This is a genomic window from Pseudomonas sp. HUK17 (assembly GCF_001566765.1).
Map to the genome: position 1 here is coordinate 70,245 of NZ_LSMW01000014.1, position 21,123 is coordinate 91,367.

Annotated in this window: 21 protein-coding genes; 15 read left to right on the forward strand and 6 right to left on the reverse strand. The window is 65.4% G+C overall.

What is annotated here, in order from left to right; genetic code table 11:
- Positions 1-35: 35 nt before the first annotated feature.
- From AX284_RS09685 to rpmE, 3 genes are all read right to left on the reverse strand, one after another.
- Positions 36-1,304 (reverse strand): malic enzyme-like NAD(P)-binding protein, encoded by a 1,269-nt coding sequence (locus tag AX284_RS09685; protein ID WP_017641029.1) that lies wholly within the window; start codon positions 1,302-1,304, stop codon positions 36-38.
- Between the two features lie 112 nt (positions 1,305-1,416).
- Positions 1,417-2,244, reverse strand: coding sequence for a thermonuclease family protein (locus tag AX284_RS09690; protein WP_068384937.1), 828 nt, complete (start codon positions 2,242-2,244; stop codon positions 1,417-1,419).
- Positions 2,244-2,459 (reverse strand): 50S ribosomal protein L31, encoded by a 216-nt coding sequence (gene rpmE / locus AX284_RS09695; RefSeq protein ID WP_007161618.1) that lies wholly within the window; start codon positions 2,457-2,459, stop codon positions 2,244-2,246. Before rpmE ends, AX284_RS09690 begins: the two co-directional genes overlap by 1 nt.
- Positions 2,460-2,616: 157 nt before the next feature.
- Here rpmE and AX284_RS09700 point away from each other — a divergent pair, with 157 nt between their 5' ends.
- From AX284_RS09700 to AX284_RS09725, 6 genes are all read left to right on the forward strand, one after another.
- Positions 2,617-4,830, forward strand: a complete 2,214-nt coding sequence (locus AX284_RS09700) for a primosomal protein N' (RefSeq protein ID WP_068384939.1) — start codon at positions 2,617-2,619, stop codon at positions 4,828-4,830.
- Positions 4,831-5,069: 239 nt separating this feature from the next.
- Complete coding sequence (gene argS, locus AX284_RS09705; protein ID WP_068385134.1) at positions 5,070-6,827, forward strand: arginine--tRNA ligase; 1,758 nt, start codon at positions 5,070-5,072, stop codon at positions 6,825-6,827.
- Positions 6,828-6,842: 15 nt separating this feature from the next.
- Positions 6,843-7,580, forward strand: coding sequence for an SPOR domain-containing protein (locus AX284_RS09710; RefSeq protein ID WP_068384942.1), 738 nt, complete (start codon positions 6,843-6,845; stop codon positions 7,578-7,580).
- 230 nt (positions 7,581-7,810) lie between these two features.
- Complete coding sequence (hslV, locus tag AX284_RS09715; protein WP_017641034.1) at positions 7,811-8,344, forward strand: ATP-dependent protease subunit HslV; 534 nt, start codon at positions 7,811-7,813, stop codon at positions 8,342-8,344.
- A gap of 19 nt (positions 8,345-8,363) precedes the next feature.
- Positions 8,364-9,713, forward strand: a complete 1,350-nt coding sequence (gene hslU / locus AX284_RS09720) for an ATP-dependent protease ATPase subunit HslU (protein ID WP_068384945.1) — start codon at positions 8,364-8,366, stop codon at positions 9,711-9,713.
- 227 nt (positions 9,714-9,940) lie between these two features.
- Positions 9,941-10,312 carry a gamma-butyrobetaine hydroxylase-like domain-containing protein gene (locus AX284_RS09725; protein ID WP_017641036.1) on the forward strand — a complete coding sequence of 124 codons (372 nt, stop codon included), beginning with the start codon at positions 9,941-9,943 and terminating at the stop codon, positions 10,310-10,312.
- Positions 10,313-10,319: 7 nt separating this feature from the next.
- Here the strand turns inward: AX284_RS09725 and AX284_RS09730 are convergent, their stop codons facing one another.
- A complete protein-coding gene (locus AX284_RS09730) occupies positions 10,320-10,598 on the reverse strand; it encodes a polyhydroxyalkanoic acid system family protein (RefSeq protein WP_017641037.1) in 279 nt (92 codons plus the stop codon).
- Between the two features lie 151 nt (positions 10,599-10,749).
- On the opposite strand from AX284_RS09730, the gene ubiE reads away from it, so the two are divergent.
- From ubiE to AX284_RS09775, 9 genes are all read left to right on the forward strand, one after another.
- Positions 10,750-11,520 carry a bifunctional demethylmenaquinone methyltransferase/2-methoxy-6-polyprenyl-1,4-benzoquinol methylase UbiE gene (ubiE, locus tag AX284_RS09735; protein WP_017641038.1) on the forward strand — a complete coding sequence of 257 codons (771 nt, stop codon included), beginning with the start codon at positions 10,750-10,752 and terminating at the stop codon, positions 11,518-11,520.
- A complete protein-coding gene (locus AX284_RS09740; RefSeq protein ID WP_017641039.1) occupies positions 11,520-12,155 on the forward strand; it encodes a ubiquinone biosynthesis accessory factor UbiJ in 636 nt (211 codons plus the stop codon). The genes ubiE and AX284_RS09740 overlap by 1 nt, the downstream gene beginning before the upstream one ends.
- Complete coding sequence (gene ubiB / locus AX284_RS09745; protein WP_017641040.1) at positions 12,152-13,750, forward strand: ubiquinone biosynthesis regulatory protein kinase UbiB; 1,599 nt, start codon at positions 12,152-12,154, stop codon at positions 13,748-13,750. The genes AX284_RS09740 and ubiB overlap by 4 nt, the downstream gene beginning before the upstream one ends.
- Positions 13,751-14,027: 277 nt before the next feature.
- A complete protein-coding gene (hisI, locus tag AX284_RS09750; protein WP_068384947.1) occupies positions 14,028-14,429 on the forward strand; it encodes a phosphoribosyl-AMP cyclohydrolase in 402 nt (133 codons plus the stop codon).
- Entirely contained in the window at positions 14,422-14,754 is a 333-nt protein-coding gene (locus tag AX284_RS09755; RefSeq protein WP_007161606.1) for a phosphoribosyl-ATP diphosphatase, read from the forward strand. The genes hisI and AX284_RS09755 overlap by 8 nt, the downstream gene beginning before the upstream one ends.
- A gap of 27 nt (positions 14,755-14,781) precedes the next feature.
- Positions 14,782-15,048, forward strand: a complete 267-nt coding sequence (locus AX284_RS09760) for a twin-arginine translocase TatA/TatE family subunit (RefSeq protein WP_007161605.1) — start codon at positions 14,782-14,784, stop codon at positions 15,046-15,048.
- Positions 15,049-15,057: 9 nt separating this feature from the next.
- Complete coding sequence (tatB, locus tag AX284_RS09765; RefSeq protein ID WP_007161604.1) at positions 15,058-15,414, forward strand: Sec-independent protein translocase protein TatB; 357 nt, start codon at positions 15,058-15,060, stop codon at positions 15,412-15,414.
- Complete coding sequence (gene tatC / locus AX284_RS09770) at positions 15,411-16,208, forward strand: twin-arginine translocase subunit TatC (protein ID WP_064309274.1); 798 nt, start codon at positions 15,411-15,413, stop codon at positions 16,206-16,208. Before tatB ends, tatC begins: the two co-directional genes overlap by 4 nt.
- Complete coding sequence (locus tag AX284_RS09775) at positions 16,205-16,915, forward strand: 16S rRNA (uracil(1498)-N(3))-methyltransferase (protein WP_068384949.1); 711 nt, start codon at positions 16,205-16,207, stop codon at positions 16,913-16,915. The genes tatC and AX284_RS09775 overlap by 4 nt, the downstream gene beginning before the upstream one ends.
- A 73-nt stretch (positions 16,916-16,988) precedes the next feature.
- On the opposite strand, the gene mdoH is transcribed toward AX284_RS09775, so the two are convergent.
- Both mdoH and AX284_RS09785 read right to left on the reverse strand, forming a co-directional pair.
- Positions 16,989-19,586 carry a glucans biosynthesis glucosyltransferase MdoH gene (gene mdoH, locus AX284_RS09780; RefSeq protein WP_068384951.1) on the reverse strand — a complete coding sequence of 866 codons (2,598 nt, stop codon included), beginning with the start codon at positions 19,584-19,586 and terminating at the stop codon, positions 16,989-16,991.
- Positions 19,579-21,099, reverse strand: a complete 1,521-nt coding sequence (locus AX284_RS09785) for a glucan biosynthesis protein G (protein ID WP_178121676.1) — start codon at positions 21,097-21,099, stop codon at positions 19,579-19,581. Before AX284_RS09785 ends, mdoH begins: the two co-directional genes overlap by 8 nt.
- Positions 21,100-21,123: the final 24 nt, after the last annotated feature.

The following is a 21,123-nucleotide window of genomic DNA, read 5'->3' on the forward strand; positions in this document are numbered from 1 at the left end:
CCCCGCCGTGGCGGGGTTTTTTATTGCTTCGGGCCTTACTTGGCGAAGACGTCATCCACCGACTTCAGCGGATAGTTCGCCGGGTAGGGCAGCGTGGCCACGCCGGTCTCGATGGCGGCCTTGGCCACGGCATCGGATACCAGGGTGATCAGACGAGCATCCATGGGCTTGGGAATGATGTACTCACGACCGAAGCTCAGGCTATCGACGTTGTAGGCGGCGCAGACTTCCTTGGGCACCGGCAGCTTGGCCAGGTCGCGCAGGGCCAGGGCGGCGGCGATCTTCATCTCTTCGTTGATGACCCGGGCGCGGACGTCCAGGGCACCACGGAAGATGAAGGGGAAGCCCAGGACGTTGTTGACTTGGTTCGGATAGTCGGAACGACCGGTGGCCATGATCACGTCGTCGCGCGTGGCGTGGGCCAGCTCGGGGGTGATTTCCGGATCCGGGTTGGAGCAGGCGAAGACGATAGGGTTGGCCGCCATGCGCTTGAGGCCTTCGGCCGACAGCAGGTTGGGGCCGGACAGACCGACGAAGACGTCAGCGCCTTCGAGGGCGTCGTCCAGGGTGCGCTTGCTGGTCTCGGTGGCGAAGGCCGCCTTGTACTGGTTCAGGTCGTTGCGGCCGCTGTGGACCACGCCCTGACGGTCGATCATGTAGATGTTCTCGACCTTGGCGCCCATGCTCGCCAGCAGGCGCATGCAGGAGATGGCGGCGGCACCGGCACCCAGGCAGACGATCTTGGCGTCTTCCAGGCGCTTGCCGGCGATTTCCAGGGCGTTGAGCATGCCGGCGGCGGTGACGATGGCGGTGCCGTGCTGGTCATCGTGGAAGACCGGGATGTCGCACTGTTCGATCAAGGCGCGCTCGATCTCGAAGCACTCGGGCGCCTTGATGTCTTCCAGGTTGATGCCACCGAAGGTGATGGAGATGCGCTTGACGGTGTCGATGAAGGCCTGGGGGCTCTCGGCGTCCACCTCGATGTCGAAGACGTCCACACCGGCGAAGCGCTTGAACAGCACGCCCTTGCCTTCCATCACCGGCTTGGAGGCCAGCGGGCCGAGGTTGCCCAGGCCGAGGATGGCGGTACCGTCGGAGATCACGGCGACCAGGTTGCCTTTGCCGGTGTAGCGGTAGGCCAGTTCGGGATCGCGGCCGATCTCGCGGACCGGTTCGGCGACGCCGGGGCTGTAGGCCAGGGAAAGGTCACGAGCGGTCGCGGTGGGCTTGGTCAGCTCGACGCTGAGTTTGCCGGGACGCGGCTGAGCATGGTATTCGAGGGCGGCGGTTTTGAGATCAGACATTATTGGTATATCCGCGTGGTGTGGGTCTTGGGTCGGGCGAGAATACGCAAAGACTCAAGGTGCCACAAGCAATCGGCCATATGCCTGAAATCAATCGCAATACGACTTTCGGCTAAAACGATTCAACCCGCAAACCCAGCATGTGCGGATCGCTCAGGGTCAGCTGCCAGCGTGCCCGCCCCGCTTCCTGGCGACGGCTGCGATCGACGATCCAGCCCCGTGCCTCGAGCTGGCGCCCGATCCATTGCTGCAGTGGCAGCTCAGCGAAGGCATTCACAAAGCGATTCGGCACATTGACCACCAGATCGCCGTCGAACTGCAGCCAGAGTCCGCCCCGGTTGCGTTCGATCCCCTGCAGGCGCCCCTGCACCACGGCGAAACCACTCTCCTGGATATGCGTGGCGGAAAGGGTGGGGTCCTTTTTCCAAACACCGAGTCGAGCCTTGCGCGCCGCGCCTTCCGCCGCGACCTGACAGCCGGCCAGTCGGGTATTGGGCGCGATGGCCACCGCGTAGCCGAGACCCTCGGCGATCAACTGGGCTTCGAGATTGCGGCCCTGGCGGTCATAGAGATGGGCCAGGGTACGACCGTAGTGGTCGGTCGCCTCGCGACCCGGGACCAGGCGCAGGCGGTCGTCACTGGCGTCCACCAGCGCCTGCAGGCGTCGACGCGCATCCTCGGCATAGGACTGCGCCGTGCCGCCGGACCTGCCCAACTCCGGTGCGTTGATGCCGATCAGGCGCACGGAGCGACCATCGACCAGGCGCAGGGTATCGCCGTCCACCACCTGCCGCACCTCGACCTCCTGGCCGCCCGGCAGCAAGGGGCACGCCGCGGCCAGGGCCAGCGGCGCAATTGCCAGGGTAGAAACGAAAAAGGCGCCCCAGAGGGACGCCTTTTTCAGTGTCGAACCATGCGGAGATGGTCGACGGCAGCGCATTACTTGCTGCTGCCGAACACGCCGAAGCGCTGCTTGAAGCGATCAATACGGCCGCCAGCGTCCAGGACCTTCTGCTTGCCGGTGTAGAACGGGTGGCATTCGGAGCAGACGTCCAGGTGAATGTTCTTGCTCAGGGTCGAGCGGGTCTTGATGACGTTGCCACAGCTGCAGGTGGCTTCGATGGCATCGTACTGCGGATGGATATCAGCTTTCATGGAACTATCCTCGGGGTCTAGCTGTGCCGCCACCCGGCGCCATTGCCGGATACCGCACAGATTTGGGCTGTAAATCATACCAGAGCGGATAGGAGGCGCAAGCAGCCCCCTCACCGCCTGTCTGCTACCATCGGGCTTTACGTCTGTGAGCCCTGCCGTGCCCCTGATCCTGCGCCTGGCGCTGCCTTCCCCCCTGCGCCGCCTGTTCGACTATCTGCCGCCCAAGGGCGCGGTGGAGGAGCAGTTGCGCCCCGGCGTGCGACTGCGGGTGCCCTTCGGTCGCCGTGAGGTGGTCGGGGTGCTGATCGAGGTGGCCCAGGAAACCGAGGTGCCGCCGGACAAGCTGCGCAAGGCCCTGCAACTGCTCGACGAGCGCCCGCCGCTGCCCAGCACCCTGTTCGAACTCTGCCAGTGGTCCGCCCAGTACTATCAGCACAGCCTCGGCGACACCCTGAGCTGGGCACTTCCTGCCCTTTTGCGTCAGGGGGAGCCGGCCGAGCGCCGGCTGCAGCGTTTCTGGATCGCCCAGCCCGATGCCCGCCCGGAAGATCCACGCCTGGCCCGGGCGCCGCGCCAGCGCGAGGCGCTCAAGACCCTGCGCCAGCATCCCCATGGCGTGCTGCACGAATTGCTCGGCCAGCTCGGCCTGGTCAAGGACAGTCTCGACCTCCTCCAGGCCAAGGGCCTGGTCAAGGTGGAGACCCGCTATCACCAGCCGACCCGGCACCAGGGCTCCTGGCTCGCCCAGGCCGAATTGCCGCTCAACGGCGAGCAGCGCCTGGCCTACGAAGCGGTCCGCGCCGGCAGCGGCTTCCACTGCTATCTGCTGGAAGGTGTGACCGGCAGCGGCAAGACCGAGGTCTATCTGCAGCTGATCCGCGCCACCCTGGAAGCGGGACGCCAGGCGCTGCTCTTGATTCCCGAGATCAACCTGGGCCCCCAGACCCTGGGCCGCTTCGAGCAGCGCTTCAATGCGCGCATCGCCCTGCTGCACTCGGCGCTGACCGATCGCGAGCGGATGGACATCTGGCTGGCCGCTCGCGATGGCGAACTGGATATCGTGGTGGGCACCCGCTCGGCGCTGTTCACCCCGCTCAAGTACCCCGGGCTGATCATCGTCGACGAAGAACACGACGCCTCCTATAAACAGCAGGAAGGCCTCAGGTACCACGCCCGTGACCTGGCCGTGGTCCGCGCACGCTTCGAGCATCTACCGGTGGTGCTGGGCTCGGCCACCCCTTCGCTGGAGAGCCTGCACAACGCCGATCAGGGGCGCTATGCCCACCTGCGCCTGTCACTGCGCGCCGGCGGTGCCCAGCCGCCACGCTTCGAGCGCCTGGACGTGCGCAGTCGCCCGCTCGACAGCGGTCTGTCCCAGCCACTGCTCAAGGCCATGGGCGCGACCCTGGAGCGCGGCCAGCAGGTGCTGGTGTTCCTCAATCGACGAGGCTTCGCCCCTACCCTGCTCTGCCACGACTGCGGTTGGCTGGCCCAGTGCCCGCGCTGCGATGCGCGCATGACCTACCACCGCGGCTCCGGCGAGCTGCGCTGCCATCACTGTGATCACCGCCAGGCGCCGCCGCGTCATTGCCCTTCCTGCGGCAAGCTCGACCTGCGCCCGGTGGGCGCCGGCACTGAGCGCGCCGAGGAACGCCTGCAGCTGCTCTTCCCGGACATCCCGGTGCTGCGCATCGACCGCGACACCACCGCGCGCAAGGACGCCCTGGGCAAGCTCTTGCGCACCATTCATAGCGGGGTGCCCTGCATCCTGGTCGGCACCCAGATGCTCGCCAAGGGGCACCACTTTCCCAAGGTGACCCTGGTGGCCGTGCTGGACGCCGACAGTGGGCTGTTTTCCGCCGACTTCCGCGCCAGCGAGCGCATGGCGCAGCAGATCGTCCAGGTCGCCGGGCGCGCCGGGCGCGCCGAGGAACCGGGCCAGGTGCTGATCCAGACCCACCTGGCCGATCATCCGCTGATGGTGCAGCTGGCCGAGGAAGGCTATCCGGCCTTTGCCCGCCAGGCGCTGCAGGAGCGCCGCGCCGCCGGTCTGCCGCCCTTCGCCTATCTGGCGCTGCTGCGCGCCGATGCCCATCGCCAGGATCAGGTGGAGAATTTTCTCGAAGCGGCCTATCACGTCGCCGAAGGCCTGGCGGTCAATCTCGCCCTGCCCCAGGTGGAGTTGCTCGGCCCGGTACCGGCGCCCATGGAGCGGCGCGCCGGTCGCCATCGCGCCCAGCTGCTGCTGCAGAGCAGCAGCCGTGCGCCTCTGCACCGGCTGCTGGGCATCTGGGTCGTCCAGCTGGAAAGCCTGCCCGAAGCCCGCCAGGTGCGCTGGTCGCTGGATGTGGATCCCATCGATCTCTTCTAGCGGCATTGGCTTAGAGCCTGTTCAGCGTCTGCTGCGCGTCGGCCAAGCGGCGTTAGAAATGCCTTCGGAATGCTCATTTACCACTCGTAAACTCCGCTTCCTCAGGCATTTCCGCCTTGTTTGGCTCTAGCTCGCGAGACGTTGAACAGGCTCTTACCATTGGCAAGGCCGGGCTCGCCACGGATAATGCCGGGTTTTCATCGCAGTGCGCGCCCGGCGCACGCCGAAGGCCAATGACCATGAAAGACAGCATCCGCCAGCTCATCCAGCACGCCCTCGACCGCTTGATCGCCGACGGCACCCTGCCGGCCGACGTGGCGCCGGCCATCCAGGTCGAGAACACCAAGGACAAGAGCCACGGCGACTTCGCCAGCAACGTCGCCCTGCTGCTCGCCAAGCCGGCCCGCGCCAAGCCCCGTGACCTGGCCGAGAAGCTGCTGGCCGCCCTGCCCGCCGATCCGGCGGTGAGCAAGGTGGAGATCGCCGGCCCCGGCTTTCTTAACTTCTTCCAAAATCACGCGCAACTGGCCGCGCGGCTGGATGCGGCCTTCGCCGATCCGCAACTGGGCGTGCCCACGCACGACCCACGCCAGCGCGTGGTGGTGGACCTCTCCTCGCCGAACCTGGCCAAGGAGATGCACGTCGGCCACCTGAGATCCACCATCATCGGCGACGCCGTGGCGCGGGTGCTGGAATTCCTCGGCGACGAGGTGATCCGCCAGAACCACGTCGGCGACTGGGGTACCCAGTTCGGCATGCTGCTGGCCTACATGGAAGAACAGCCCCAGGCCGCCGAAGGCGAGCTGGCCGACCTGGAGGTCTTCTACCGCGCGGCCAAGGGCCGCTTCGACGCCTCGCCGGAGTTCGCCGCGCGGGCCCGCGAGCTGGTAGTGGCGCTGCAGGCGGGCGATGCCCACTGCCTGCGCCTCTGGGAGCGCTTCAATGCCGTCTCCCTGTCCCACTGCCAGGAGGTCTATGACCGCCTCAACGTCAAGCTGACCCCAGCTGACGTCAAGGGCGAGAGCGCCTACAACGACGACCTGGCCCAGGTGGTCGCCGATCTGGAGGCCGCCGGACTGCTAACCGAAAGCGACGGCGCCCGTTGCGTCTTCCTCGACGAATTCAAGAACGCCGAGGGCAATCCGCTGCCGGTGATCGTACAGAAGGCCGGCGGTGGCTATCTCTATTCCACCACCGACCTGGCAGCCATGCGCTATCGCAGCCGCCAGCTGCAGGCCGATCGCGCGCTCTACTTCGTCGACCAGCGCCAGGCCCTGCACTTCCAGATGGCCTTCGAGGTCGCGCGCCGTGCCGGCTTCGTCGATCCGGCCATGCAACTCGAACACATGGGCTTCGGCACCATGAACGGCGCCGATGGCCGCCCCTTCAAGACCCGTGATGGCGGCACCGTCAAGCTGGTCGACCTGCTCGACGAAGCCGAAGAGCGTGCCTACCAACTGGTCAAGGAGCGCAATGCCGGACGCGCCGAGCGTGGCGAGACGCCCTTCAGCGAAGACGAACTGCGCCACATCGGCCGCGTGGTGGGTATCGCCTCGGTCAAGTACGCCGACCTGTCCAAGCACCGCACCAGCGACTACAGCTTCAACTTCGAGCAGATGCTCAGCTTCGAGGGCAACACCGCGCCCTACCTGCTGTACGCCTACACCCGGGTCGCCAGCGTGCTGCGCAAGGCCGGGCAGAGCGAGCCCACCGGCCGCATCCGCCTGGACGCCCCGCAGGAGCAGGACCTGGGCGGCCGCCTGGCGCAATTCGGCGAGATCCTCGCCAGCGTCGCCGACAAGGGCACCCCGCACCTGCTGTGCAGCTACCTCTATGACCTGGCCGGGCTGTTCTCCAGCTTCTACGAGAACTGCCCGATCCTGACCGCCGAGGATCCCGAGCTGCGCCAGAGCCGCCTGCGGCTGGCCGCGCTCACCGGACGCACCCTCAAGCAGGGCCTGGAACTGCTCGGCCTGCATACCCTGGAACGCATGTAAGAGACGGATCACCGCCTGATGGCCAAGAAAGCCCCACCCAAGCGCGGCGCCAGTCGCAATACCTCGGCTCCCAAGAAACAGCCCCTGCCCGGCTGGGTCTGGCTCGCGTCGGGTCTGGCCATCGGCGCCTTCGTCGTGTTCCTGATGAAGCTCGAACCGGGCAACAAGGCGGTGCAGCGCGCCAAGCCGGAAGAAGGCCGTCCGGCGGCCGCGGCGGGCAACGGCAAGGCGTCGACCGCTGCTGGCAAGACCGAAGGCACGCCGCCCACGCCGATCAAGCCCAAGTACGACTTCTATACCCTGCTGCCCGAATCCGAGGTGATCGTGCCGCCGGACGCCGTGCCGCGCACACCGGCCGCCAAGCCGACCACTCCGGCCAAACCGGATGCCGCGGCGACCCCGGCGCAGCCCGGCCAGCCGACCACCGCGACGCCGATCACGCCAGGCACCGCTCCGGGCCAGCCCGCTGCGACGCCGCCCAAGGAAGCCACCACCAAGGCCCAGCCGCCGGTGACCCTGTTCTTCCTCCAGGCCGGCTCCTTCCGTACCCAGGCCGATGCCGACCGCGTCCGCGCCCAAATCATCATGCTCGGCCAGGACGTGCGGGTGGAGTCGGGCAAGGTCAAGGACGACACCTGGTACCGAGTGCTGGTAGGTCCCTACAGCGATCGTGATCAGCTGACCCAGGCGCAGAAACAACTCGCCGGCAGCGGCTTCAAGAATCTGTTGCTGCAGCAACGCCGCGGTCACTGAAACCGGTCCACGGCCGGTTGCACGTCGGCCAGACGGAGTGAAAAGACCTCTGGAATGCCTATAACTCCGGGTCCTCAGGTTTTTTCGCCCGGTCTGGCGCTAGCTCGCCAGGCCGTGAACCGGCTCTCGCCCGGCGAATCCCCTCGCCGTGATGCTTGAAGGGCGCCGCGGCCATCCCCATATCTCCGCGTAACCGGGGCCGATGCCCCAAGCAACGCGGAGAGATTCCCTTGACCACCATCGTTTCTGTACGCCGCAACGGCAAGGTCGTGATCGGCGGCGACGGCCAGGTTTCCCTGGGCAACACCGTCATGAAAGGCAATGCCAAGAAAGTCCGGCGGCTGTACCGGGGCGAGGTGCTGGCCGGTTTCGCTGGCGGTACCGCCGACGCCTTTACCCTCTTCGAGCGCTTCGAGGCGCAACTCGAAAAGCACCAGGGTCATCTGGTCCGCGCCGCCGTCGAGCTGGCCAAGGACTGGCGCACCGACCGTGCCCTGCGCCGCCTGGAAGCCATGCTGGCGGTCGCCAACAAGGACGCCTCCCTGATCATCACCGGCAACGGCGACGTGGTGGAACCCGAAGAAGGCCTGATCGCCATGGGCTCCGGTGGCGCCTATGCCCAGGCCGCCGCCCGCGCCCTGCTCATGCATACCGACCTCAGTGCCCGCGAGATCGCCGAGACCTCGCTGAATATCGCCGGTGACATCTGCGTGTTCACCAACCGCAACCTGACCATCGAGGAGCTGGACGCGCCCCAGGCGTGATCCGGTTTAGAGACTGCCCATGTCCATGACCCCCCGCGAGATCGTCCACGAACTCAACCGCCACATCATCGGCCAGGACGACGCCAAGCGCGCCGTGGCCATCGCCCTGCGCAACCGCTGGCGGCGCATGCAGCTGCCCGTCGAGCTGCGCCCCGAGGTCACGCCCAAGAACATCCTGATGATAGGCCCCACGGGTGTGGGCAAGACCGAGATCGCCCGGCGTCTGGCCAAGCTGGCCAACGCCCCCTTCCTCAAGGTGGAAGCCACCAAGTTCACCGAGGTCGGCTATGTCGGCCGCGACGTCGAGTCCATCATCCGTGACCTGGCCGATGCCGCGGTGAAGATGCTGCGTGAACAGGAAATGGTGCGTAACCGCCATCGCGCCGAAGATGCCGCCGAAGAGCGCATCCTCGATGCCCTGCTGCCGCCGGCGCGGCCTTCGGTGGGCTTCAGCAACGAACCCCAGCCGACCGCCACCGATAGCAACACCCGTCAGCTGTTCCGCAAGCGCCTGCGCGAAGGCCAGCTGGACGACAAGGAAATCGACATCGAGGTGGCCGATGCCCCCGCTGGCGTCGAGATCATGACGCCGCCCGGCATGGAGGAGATGACCAGCCAGCTGCAGAATCTCTTCGCCGGCATGCACAAGGGCAAGACCAAGCAGCGCAAGCTCAAGGTCAAGGAAGCGCTCAAGCTGGTGCGCGACGAAGAAGCCGCGCGCCTGGTCAACGAGGAAGAACTCAAGGGCCGCGCCCTGGAAGCCGTCGAGCAGCACGGCATCGTCTTCATCGACGAGATCGACAAGGTCGCCAAGCGTGGCAACACCAGCGGTGCCGATGTTTCCCGCGAAGGGGTGCAGCGTGACCTGCTGCCGCTGATCGAGGGCTGCACCGTCAACACCAAACTGGGCATGGTCAAGACCGACCACATCCTGTTCATCGCCTCGGGTGCCTTCCACCTGTCCAAGCCCAGCGATCTGGTACCGGAGCTGCAGGGTCGTCTGCCGATTCGCGTCGAACTCAAGGCGCTGACCCCGCAGGACTTCGAGCGCATCCTCACCGAGCCCCATGCCTCCCTCACCGAGCAGTATCGCGAACTGCTCAAGACCGAGGGGCTGCTGGTGGAATTCGCCGCCGACGGCATCACCCGCATCGCCGAGATCGCCTGGCAGGTCAACGAGAAGACCGAGAACATCGGTGCCCGCCGCCTGCATACCCTGCTGGAGCGCCTGCTGGAAGAGGTGTCCTTCAGCGCCGCCGATCTCGCCGGCCAGCAGAATGGCGAACCCATCGTCATCGACGCGGCCTATGTGAACGGCCATCTGGGCGAACTGGCCCAGGACGAAGACCTGTCGCGCTATATACTGTGACGGCAGGCCTGATGCCTGGTTGACGCGGCCATGGCTGCAACAGACCGTAGGTTGGGTTGAGACAGCTCTATCGTCGAAGCCCAACGTTGCCTGCGCCCTGAACCCATGGTGGGCTTCGCTGCGCTCAACCCAACCTACAGCGGTTGCTAAGAGCGGCCACATCGGCGGACCGTCAGGGCCGCGTTGGCCTCAAGCAAAGACTGAATCGCCGCCCAGAGAACCTCAGCATGCGTACCCCTACCGCCATCCAGCTCCACAAGGCCTCCAAGATCCTCAGCGTCAGCTATGGCGCGGAAACCTTCGAGCTGCCCGCCGAATTCCTGCGGGTGCATTCGCCCTCGGCCGAGGTCCAGGGACACGGCAATCCGGTATTGCAGTGGGGCAAGCAGCAGGTCGGCATCACCGCCGTGGAACCAGCGGGGCGCTACGCCATCAAGCTGACCTTCGACGACGGCCACGACAGCGGCCTGTTCAGCTGGGACTATCTCTATGAACTGGGCAGTCGTCGCGACCAGCTCTGGGCCGACTACCTGGAGCAGCTGGCCCGCGCCGGCAAGACGCGGGATCCGCACGTCAGCGCGGTCAAGCTGATGCTCTAGCGCTGGCTCAGGCCGCCAGGGCCTTGTCCAGCTTGCGCTCGATTTCCTTTTCGATCTGGCCACTGAGCATCGAGAACATCATGCCCAGGGTCGCAAGTACCCGCACCCGGTCTTCACCGACCTCGATCCGCCCGTCTACGCCGCTGCGCGTGAATGTCAGGGTATCGCCTTCCCAGGCGCAGGCCACCCCATAGTCGCGCGTGAGTTTTTCCGCCAGCTGGTCGGCTTTCTGGCGAGCGCCTTCCAGGCCGAGCGAATGGCTGCGTTCGATGGTGATCTGGGACATCGGGGAACTCCGGATAAGGGGCCCTGACTATAGCGAGGGCCCGCCACGTCGCCAATCGCGAGAACCGAGCGGTCAGCCCCCGTTTTAGCCGGACATCCCGGGCGATCGGCCTGCTAGAATGCCCTCTTGTCCCTGTCCCAGGTGTAGCCCCATGAGCGATCCGCGCAAAGGCCCCGAGGCCGAATCCCAGACCCACTTCGGCTACCAGAGCGTCCCGGAGAGCCAGAAGGCTTACAAGGTCGCGGAGGTCTTCCATTCGGTGGCGGCCAAGTACGATGTGATGAACGACCTGATGTCGGCGGGCATCCACCGGCTGTGGAAGAGATTCACCATCGAACTGTCCGGCGTGCGCCGCGGCAACCGCGTACTGGACATCGCTGGCGGCACCGGCGACCTGACCAAGCAGTTCGCCCGTCTGGTCGGCCCCACCGGCGAGGTGGTCCTGGCCGACATCAATGACTCCATGCTACGGGTCGGCCGCGATCGCCTGCTCGACGAAGGCGTCGCCAGCAATGTGCGCTTCGTCCAGGCGGATGCCGAGAAGCTACCCTTCCCCGACAACCATTTCGACTGCATCACCATCGCCTTCGGCCTGCGCAACGTCACCCACAAGGACCAGGCCCTGGCCTCGATGCTGCGCGTGCTCAAACCCGGTGGCCGGCTGCTGGTGCTGGAATTCTCCAAGCCCACCAACCCGCTGGTGTCCAAGGCCTATGACGCCTACTCCTTCGGCTTCCTGCCGCTGATGGGCAAGCTGGTGGCCGGCGATGCCGAGAGCTACCGCTACCTGGCCGAATCGATCCGCATGCACCCCGATCAGCAGACCCTCAAGGCCATGATGGAAGAGACCGGCTTCGCCCGGGTCACCTTCCATAACATGACCGGCGGCGTGGTCGCCCTGCATCGCGGCATCAAGCCCTGATGGCCCTCGTCACCCAGGCGTTGCTGGCCGCACTGGAGCGTGGCCTGAATCCGCTGCTGGCGCTCGATCCGGTGGCCTTGCCGCGCCTGGCCGGCCTGACCGGACGGGTGATCGCGGTCCAGACCCGGCAACCGGCGCTACGCCTGTACATCCTGCCCGCGGGTGACGGCCTGCACTTCGCCGCCCATCACGAGGGCGACATCGACTGCACCCTGAGCGCCCCGGCGACGCGCCTCGCTGAACTGGCTCTGGCCCGCGACAAGCAACGCGTGCTGCACCAGCCGGACGTGCGCCTGGAGGGCGACAGCGCCCTGCTGATCGAACTGTCCGACATCCTGCAGAAGCTGGAGCTGGACTGGCAGCACGAAGTCAGTCGCTGGCTCGGCCCGCTGCCAGCCGCACTCCTGGGTGATCTGGCCCGACGCAGCCAGGCACTCGGCGAACAGACGCGTGACAGTCTGCAGCTGACGCTGTCCAACTGGCTGAACGAGGAGAGTCGTCAGCTGGTCGGCCGCCTGGAAGGCGAGGCCCGCTTCGCCGAGATCGATGCCCTGCGCCTGGACGTGGATCGTCTCGACGCCCGCCTCGCCCGCCTGGGCACCGCCCGCAACGCCAGGGATAACCCCGACGAATGAAGCTGTTCGCTGCCCTCAACCGCCTGTTGCGGATCTTCTTCGTGGTGATCCGCTATCGGCTGGACGACATCGTCTACGCCCTGCCGCTGCCCTGGTACCTGCGCGCCACCCGCTACGTGCTGCCCTGGCGCTGGCTGCCGCGGCCGAGCAAGACCCTGCCGCGCGGTGCCCGCCTGCGCCTGGCGCTGGAAGGTCTGGGCCCAGTGTTCGTCAAGTTCGGCCAGATCCTCTCCACCCGGCGCGATCTCATGCCCGAGGATATCGCCGACGAACTGATGTTCCTGCAGGACAAGGTCCCGCCCTTTCCGCCGGAAAAGGCCGTGGCGCTCATCGAGTCCCAGCTTGGCGTACCCATCAAGCAGGCCTTCGCCCGCTTCGATCACCAGCCGCTGGCCTCGGCCTCGGTGGCCCAGGTCCATGCCGCCCAGTTGCGCACCGGCGAGGAAGTGGTGGTCAAGGTGGTGCGGCCCGGGTTGAAGAACATCATCAGCCAGGACATCGCCTGGCTGTTCCTGCTGGCGCGCACCGCTGAAAAGCTCTCCGCCGAAGCCCGCCGCCTGCATCCGATGGACGTGGTCAGCGACTACGAGAAGACCATCTACGACGAACTGGACCTCCTGCGCGAGGCGGCCAACTCCAGCCAGCTCAGACGCAATTTCGAGGGTTCCGAGCGCCTCTACGTGCCCCAGGTGTACTGGGACTGGTGCCGCGAGCGGGTGCTGGTCATGGAGCGCATCTACGGCATCCCGGTGACCGATCTGGCCGCCCTGCGCGACCAGGGCACGGACTTCAAGCTGCTGGCCGAGCGCGGCGTGGAGATCTTCTTCACCCAGGTGTTCCGCGACAGCTTCTTTCACGCCGACATGCACCCGGGCAACATCTTCGTCAGCACCGCCAAGCCCTGGGATCCGCTCTACATCGCCGTGGACTGCGGCATCATCGGCAGCCTGACCCCTGAGGACCAGGACTACCTGGCGCGCAACCTCTGGGCCTTCTTCCAGCGCGACTACCGCAAGGTCGCCCAGCTGCACATCGACTCCGGCTGGGTACCGGCCAACACCCAGGTCAACGAACTGGAAGCGGCCATCCGCACCGTTTGCGAGCCGATCTTCGAGAAGCCGCTCAAGGACATCTCCTTCGGCCAGCTGCTGCTGCGGCTGTTCCAGGTGGCGCGCCGTTTCAACATGGAGATCCAGCCGCAACTGGTGCTGCTGCAGAAGACCCTGCTCAACATCGAAGGGCTGGGTCGCCAGCTCTATCCGGACCTGGACCTCTGGTCCACCGCCAAGCCCTATCTGGAAAAGTGGATGCGCAAGCGGCTGAGTCCGCCGCAGGTCGCCCGCAACATCCAGCAGCAACTGGAACAGATCCCGCATCTGGCGCAGATGGCCCGCGATACCCTGGAACGCATCACCCAGCCGCATCGCAAGGATCCACCCAACCCCTGGGGCAGACGCAACGACGACTGGATCGTGCGGGTCATCGGCGCGGTCCTGCTGGTCGGTGCCGCCCAATTGGGCCTCGAACCCCAGCCCCATGCCTGGCCCGCCTGGGCCATGCTGGTCGGTGGCCTGGTTCTGGTGATCAGGCGCTGAACTCCTTAAGCTGTAACCGTCCTGTCATTTTTATCGGGCGAAATACACGCCCTCAGCCACTGGTGCCCTGCCGCTGTATTCGAGTTGCGTCTTGTGCGAGGCTAGGGCCTGTTTGAAAAGTCGCCGAGCGAAGGTCAGGCAAGGCAAAAATCCGTGAGGAAGCGGAGTTTACGAACGGTAAATGAGCATTCCGAACGGATTTTTAACGCCGCATGACCGAGCGCATGCATTTTTCGGACAGAGCCAAGTACCCTAATTCGTAGTATTGAACAGACTCATGAGCGACTGGTTAGACGAGATCCACTGGAACAGCGACGGCCTGGTACCGGCCATTGCCCAGGACCCCGCCACGGGGCGTATCCTGATGATGGCCTGGATGAACCGCGAATCCCTGGCCCTGACTGCCGCCGAAGGCCGTGCGGTCTACTGGTCGCGTTCGCGCAACCGGCTGTGGCGCAAGGGCGAGGAATCCGGGCATGTGCAGCGCGTTCTCGAGCTGCGCCTGGATTGCGATGCCGACGTGGTGGTACTGCAGGTGGAACAGCTCGGTGGCATCGCCTGCCATACCGGCCGGGAAAGCTGCTTCTATCGCGTGTTGCGCGACGGCCAGTGGGAGACCGTCGATCCGGTGGTCAAGGACCCCAGCGCCATCTATGCCGGAGGGCACGGCCATGACTGACACCCTCGCGCGCCTGGCGCAGGTGCTGGAAGAACGCAAGCAGGCCGCCCCGGACTCCTCCTATGTGGCCAGCCTCTACCACAAGGGTCTGAACAAGATCCTGGAAAAGGTCGGCGAAGAGAGCGTCGAGACCATTCTCGCCGCCAAGGACGCCGCCATCAGCCAGCAATACGACGACGTCATCTACGAGACCGCCGACCTCTGGTTCCATAGCCTGATCATGCTCTCGGCCCTGGGCCAGCATCCTCAGGCCGTGCTGGACGAGCTGGATCGTCGTTTCGGCCTCTCCGGGCACGCCGAAAAGGCCGCCCGCACTCAATCCTGACCCCAAGCTTCGCAACGAGGAAAGACCATGGGTATCTTCGACTGGAAACACTGGATCGTCATCCTGCTCGTCGTGGTGATCGTCTTTGGCACCAAACGCCTGAAGCATCTGGGCTCCGACGTGGGCGAGGCCATCAAGGGCTTCCGCAAGGCCATGCACACCGACGAGGACGACAAGGCCGAACAGCCGGCGCCCACCGCCAGCACGGCCAACCCGAACGCGCCCCTGAATCGTCCCCAGACCTTCGATGCCGAGCACCGCAAGGTCGAAGAGCCGGTGGTGCGCAAGGACTAAGGCCCCGCCATGTTCGGAATCAGCTTTCCCGAAATGATGCTGGTGGGGTTCGTCGCCCTGCTGGTGCTGGGCCCGGAACGCCTGCCCGGTGCCGCGCGCACCGCGGGTCTGTGGATCGGTCGCCTGAGGCGCAGCTTCAACAGCATCCGCCAGGAAGTGGAGCGCGAAATCGGCGCTGACGAAATTCGCCAGCAGCTGCGCAACGAGCATATCCTGTCCATGGAACAGCGCGACAACCGGCCCAAGCCTGCCGCCTCCACCCCGGAAGCCCAGACCCCACCGGCCGCCGTTGCTCCGCCCATGCCCCAGGACGTGGTTGCCGAACGCCCGCAGGATCCGCCCCAGACGCCGCCAAGAGCACCATGAGCGACAAGCCCTCCGAACACGATGACCAGGAAATGCCCCTGGTCTCGCACCTCACCGAATTGCGTACCCGCATCCTGAGATGCGTGCTGGCGACCTTTCTGATCTTTCTCGGGCTGTTCTACTTCGCCCAGAAGATCTATGCCTTCGCCTCCGAGCCGATCCGCCGCGTCCTTCCCGAAGGCGCGACCATGATCTCCACGGACGTCACCTCGCCGTTCCTGGCGCCCTTCAAGCTGACCCTGGTGGTGTCGCTGTTCATCGCCATGCCGGTGATCCTGCACCAGGTCTGGGGCTTCGTCGCGCCCGGACTCTATCGCCACGAGAAGAAGGTCGCCATCCCGCTGCTGATCTCCAGCATCGTGCTGTTCTACGCCGGCATGGCCTTCGCCTACTTCCTGGTGTTCCCGATCATCTTCCACTTCTTCAGCAGCATCACGCCGGAAGGCGCCATGATGATGCCGGACCTGAACGCCTATCTGGATTTCATCCTGACGCTGTTCTTCGCCTTCGGCGTAGCCTTCGAGATTCCCGTGGCCACCGTGCTGCTGATCTGGATCGGCGTGGTCGACGTGGCCTACCTGAAGAAGATCCGCCCCTACGTCATCATCGGCTGCTTCGTGGTCGGCATGATTCTGACGCCGCCGGATGTCTTCTCCCAGACCATGCTGGCCGTGCCCATGTGGCTGCTGTTCGAGATCGGCCTGTTGTTCGGTCGCTTCGTGCAGAAGCGCGAGCGTCCGCTGGCCGACGAAGACGCCAGTCCCGAAGCCCAGCCGCCCGCCGAACGCCCGTGAATCTGATCCTGCTCGAGGCGGCCGACTTCACGGCCGCCGACCGGGTCGTGCTGCGCGATCCGCGTCGTCTCGCCCACTTACGTGAGGTACACCAGGCGGTCGCAGGAGACCGGATGCGCGTCGGCCTGCTGAATGGCCTGATGGGTACCGGCCACCTCGAGTCCCTCGATGCCGGTCAGGCCTGTCTGAACGTCACCCTCGACCAGTCGCCACCGGCCAAGCTGCCGCTCACCCTGCTACTCGCCCTGCCCCGCCCCAAGATGCTGCGCCGGGTGCTGCAGACCGTGTCCGCCATGGGCGTCGCGCGCCTGGTGCTGCTCAACAGCTATCGGGTGGAAAAGAGCTTCTGGCAGACCCCGTTCCTGGAACCCAAGGTCATCGAAGAGCAACTGCGCCTGGGGCTGGAACAGGCGCGGGACACGGTGCTGCCGGAGGTGCTGATCGAAAAGAGATTCAAGCCTTTCGTCGAGGATCGCCTGCCTGCACTGGCAGCCGGCACCCGCGGCCTAGTCGGCCATCCGGGTAGCTATCCCGCCTGCCCCCGCGCCCTCGACGAACCCGTGACGCTGGCGATCGGTCCCGAGGGCGGCTGGATCCCCTACGAGGTCGAAAAGCTACAGGAGGCCGGCCTTGCACCCGTGCAGCTGGGTGAGCGCATCCTGCGAGTCGAGAACGCCGTACCTGCCCTTATCGCCCGTCTCTTCTAGAACGGCCGCTGAAAAGAAAAAAGCCCCGGTGTCTGGCGACACCGGGGCTTTTTTCTGGCGGCGAACCGCGTCCTCAGGACGCGGGCCGCGGGCTCAGGTTGGCGGAATCGCCCAAGGCATCCGTCGCCGAATCGCTATGGGAGCGCAGTCGCAGGGTCGCATAGGCCTCGCGCCAGTTGCGATGCTCCTCGGCTTTCCAGACCTGCAGGTGCAGTTGCGCCATGCCGTCTGGATCGCTGAGCAGGCGCCATTGGTCGTCGCCCTTGGTCTTCTCCGGACCAGCGGCCAGGACCCGCGCCACCCGCTCTTCGCGCAGCCGGCGGGCCGGCTCCACCACCTTGCCGTGGCGACCGCGGGCCATGCCGATGGCCAGGGCATTGAGCACCGGATCGACAGTCGCGCGCAGGAAGCCCTTGGTCAGGGCGTTGCGGTTGTTCAAATGCAGGTACTCGTCGGTCGCCACCAGCTCGCGCGGCGGCGCGTACTCTTCCGGGATCAGGAACAGGTGATGCCGGCGACTGCCCAGCCCCAGGTTGGTACGGCTGGAAATCACCGACACCGGCGCCGACAGGATCAGCGACACCACGATGGGCGACAGCCACCAGAGGAAACGCGGGTCCAGCCAGGCCACGCCGGCGGTCCAGATCAGACCGAGCAGCATCTGTGAACCATGACGGCGGAAGGCTTCGCTCCAGGGCGTGTCGTTGTCGTCACGCTGAGGCGAATTCCACTGCACCGACCAGCCGAGGAAGGCGGCGGTCACGAACACCGTGTGGAACAGCATCCGCACCGGTGCCAGCAGCACCGAGAAGAGCATTTCCAGCATCATGGAGAGGAACAGCCGCAGTCCCCCGCCGAATTCCTTGGCGCCCTTGGCGATGATCAGCACCACGCTGAGCAGCTTGGGCAGGAACAGCAGGATCAGGGTGGTGGAGAACAGCGCGATGGCCTGCTCCGGATGCCACTGGGGCCAGACCGGGAACAGCTGCCGTGGCTGGAAGAAGTACTGGGGCTCCAGCAGCTTGTGGATCGCCAGCAGCGCCGTGGACAGCACCAGGAAGAGGAACCACAGCGGCGCCGACAGGTAGGACATCACCCCGGTCAGGAACACCGCACGGTGCACCGGGTGCATGCCCTTGACCAGGAACAGCCGGAAGTTCATCAGGTTGCCATGGCACCAGCGGCGGTCGCGCTTGAGTTCGTCCAGCAGGTTGGGCGGCAATTCTTCGTAGCTGCCCGGCAGGTCGTAGGCGATCCACACGCCCCAGCCGGAACGGCGCATCAGCGCGGCTTCGACGAAGTCGTGGGAGAGAATCGCGCCGGCGAAGGAGCCCGTGCCCGGCAACGGAGCCAGGGCACAATGGTCGATGAACGGCTTGACCCGGATGATCGCGTTGTGACCCCAGTAGTGGGATTCACCCAACTGCCAGAAATGCAGGCCGGCGGTGAACAGCGGTCCGTAAACCCGGGTGGCGAACTGCTGCAGGCGCGCGTACAGGGTATCCATGCCGGACGCCTTGGGCGCGGTCTGGATGATGCCGGCACGGGGATTGGCTTCCATCAGCCGGACCAGACTGGCCAGGCACTCGCCGCTCATCACGCTGTCGGCGTCGAGCACCACCATGTACTTGTATTGGCTGCCCCAGCGACGGCAGAAGTCGTCGATGTTGCCGCTCTTGCGCTTCACCCGACGCCGACGGCGGCGATAGAAGATGTGGCCGAAGCCACCGACCTCGCGGCACAGCTCCAGCCAGGCCTTCTCTTCGGCCACGCACTTGTCCGGATCGTTGCTGTCGCTGAGGATGAAGAAGTCGAAGTGCTCCAGCTCGCCACTGGCACGGACCGACTCGTAGGTGGCTCTCAGACCGGCGAACACCCGCGGAACGTCTTCGTTGGCGATGGGCATCACCAGGGCGGTACGCGATTGGGGATCGATCGGCTCGGTACCGGTGGAGCTGGCCGAGATGCTGTACTTGTCGCGCCCGCTGAGCAGTTGCCAGAAGCCCATCAGGGCGGTCCAGAAACCGGCGGACACCCAACAGAACAGCAAGGCGAAGAGCAGCAGGATGCTGGTCTGCACCACATAGGGCAGCACCTGGCGAATGGATTCGCCCCAGCCCTGACTGTAGATCTCGCTGAGATCGACCAGCGCCCAGCCCTGATAGGGCAGCACGGCCTTCATGTACCAGGTGGCGATGCCGGTCTGTACCAGCATCAGGATCAGCAGGATGAAGCGCCGGAAGGACCCTACCTTGCGCCAGTGCGCATGGGCATCGGCTTCCGGATCGGGTTGCCAGCGACTGTGGTCCTTGCGGCCGAGCAGGCGCTTCCAGCTCCGCGCCACGGGATTGGTGCGCCAGGGATCGGGCACCATCATGGAGCGGGTCATGGGCGGGGTGGCCTTGATGAACACCCGACCCTGGGCATCGCTGCCCAGCAGCTCGCCATCGTCCAGGGTATCGTCCCAACCGGCGGCCAGGCGTGCCTCGGTGGAAGCGATCACCGCGTTGGCGCCTTGGGCACCTTCGCCGCGGGCACCGGCCAGTTGCCGGTGCAGCGACTCGACGTCAGCGGTCTGGTCCAGCACCTGCCGTTGCCCGGCGGGCAACGGCAGGTGTTCGAGGTAGTCGCCAGCAGCGGCGACCGAGGTATCGCGGGTGGTGTTATTCATTGGCAGGTAGCTGGTAAGTCCAGGTTTCGCTGAGCGGTTTGTCACCCTGGGCGAGGTTGGCGCGCATTTCCACCGGCTTGGTCTGATCCTTGACCTTGAGTCTCAGGGTCAGGCGATAGCCTTTGGTAACCGGGTTGTAGCGCACAGAGTTCTCGACCAGTTCACCGTTGGCGTCCAGGCTGACCTGGGAGCCGACCTGCGAATCCTCGGGCAGATCGTCGAGATTCGGCCCTTCGAAGTCGATGATGTAGGCCAGGCTGCCATCGGTCTGGCGCACCAGGTTGGATTGACGCACGTCGCCGGTGGACAGGCGGGTCTGGGCGACCCAGGCCAGGTCCTTGGTGTGCAGGTTGGGTTCGTCGGTGGTGAAGTGCAGGCGATAGCTGACATCGATCGGCTGGCCCTTCTCCGGCAGGGTATCCGGCGTCCAGAAGGCCACGATGTTGTCGTTGGTCTCGTCCGGGGTGGGGATTTCCACCAGCTCGACGTGCCCCTTGCCCCAGTCGCCCTTGGGCTCTACCCAGCCGCTGGGACGCTTGTCATAACGCTCGTCCAGGTCCTGGTACTTGTAGAACTCGTGACCCCGCTGCAGCAGACCGAAACCGCGCGGATTCTCGATGGTGTAGGTGCTGACCGACAGCCGGCGCGGATTGTTCAGCGGGCGCCACAGCCACTCGCCGTTGCCGGCATGGATGGCCAGGCCGTTGGAGTCGTGCAGGGCCGGACGATAGTTGACCTGGGCGCTCGGCTGGTTGGGGCCGAACAGGTACATGCTGGTCAGCGGCGCGATGCCGAGCTTGTTGACGTTGTCGCGCAGGAACACCTTGGCTTCGACGTCGACGGTGCTGTCCTTGCCAGGCGTCAGCACGAAGCGATAGGCACCGGTGGCCCGCGGCGAATCGAGCAGTGCATAGATCACCAGGTTGCGACGATCCGACTGGGGCTGTTCGACCCAGAATTCGGTGAAGCGCGGGAATTCCTCGCCGGACGGCAGGGCGGTGTCGATGGCCAGGCCACGGGCGGACAGGCCATAGACCTGGTTCTTGCCGATCACGCGGAAATAGCTGGCGCCGAGCATGGTCATCAGCTCGTCATGCTTGTCCGCCTTGTTCAGCGGATAGAGCACCTTGAATCCGGCGAAGCCGAGATCCTTGAGCTGGGCCTGATCGATCTGCAGATTGCCGAAGTTGAACATCGAGGGATCGTATTTAATCTCTTCGACGTTGTTGGCGGTGACCTCGTTGATCTTCACCGGCACGCTGTAGTGCATGCCCTCGTGATAGAAATTCAGCCGGAAGGGCGTCTTGGCATCCTTCCAGTAGGCCTTGTCCTGATTGAAGGTGATCTGCTGATAATCGGCATACTTCATGCCGCTGAAGGATGCGGGCAGGTTGCTCTTGGGCGCGACGAATTTCTGGCCGGAGAGTTCTTTGGCTTTGGCGGCCACGTCGTCCAGGCTGAAGGCCAGGGCCTGGGCACTGAAGAGACCCAGTGCAACGGAGAGCCCGATCAGGGCGAAGCCCTGCTTGCCCGGCTT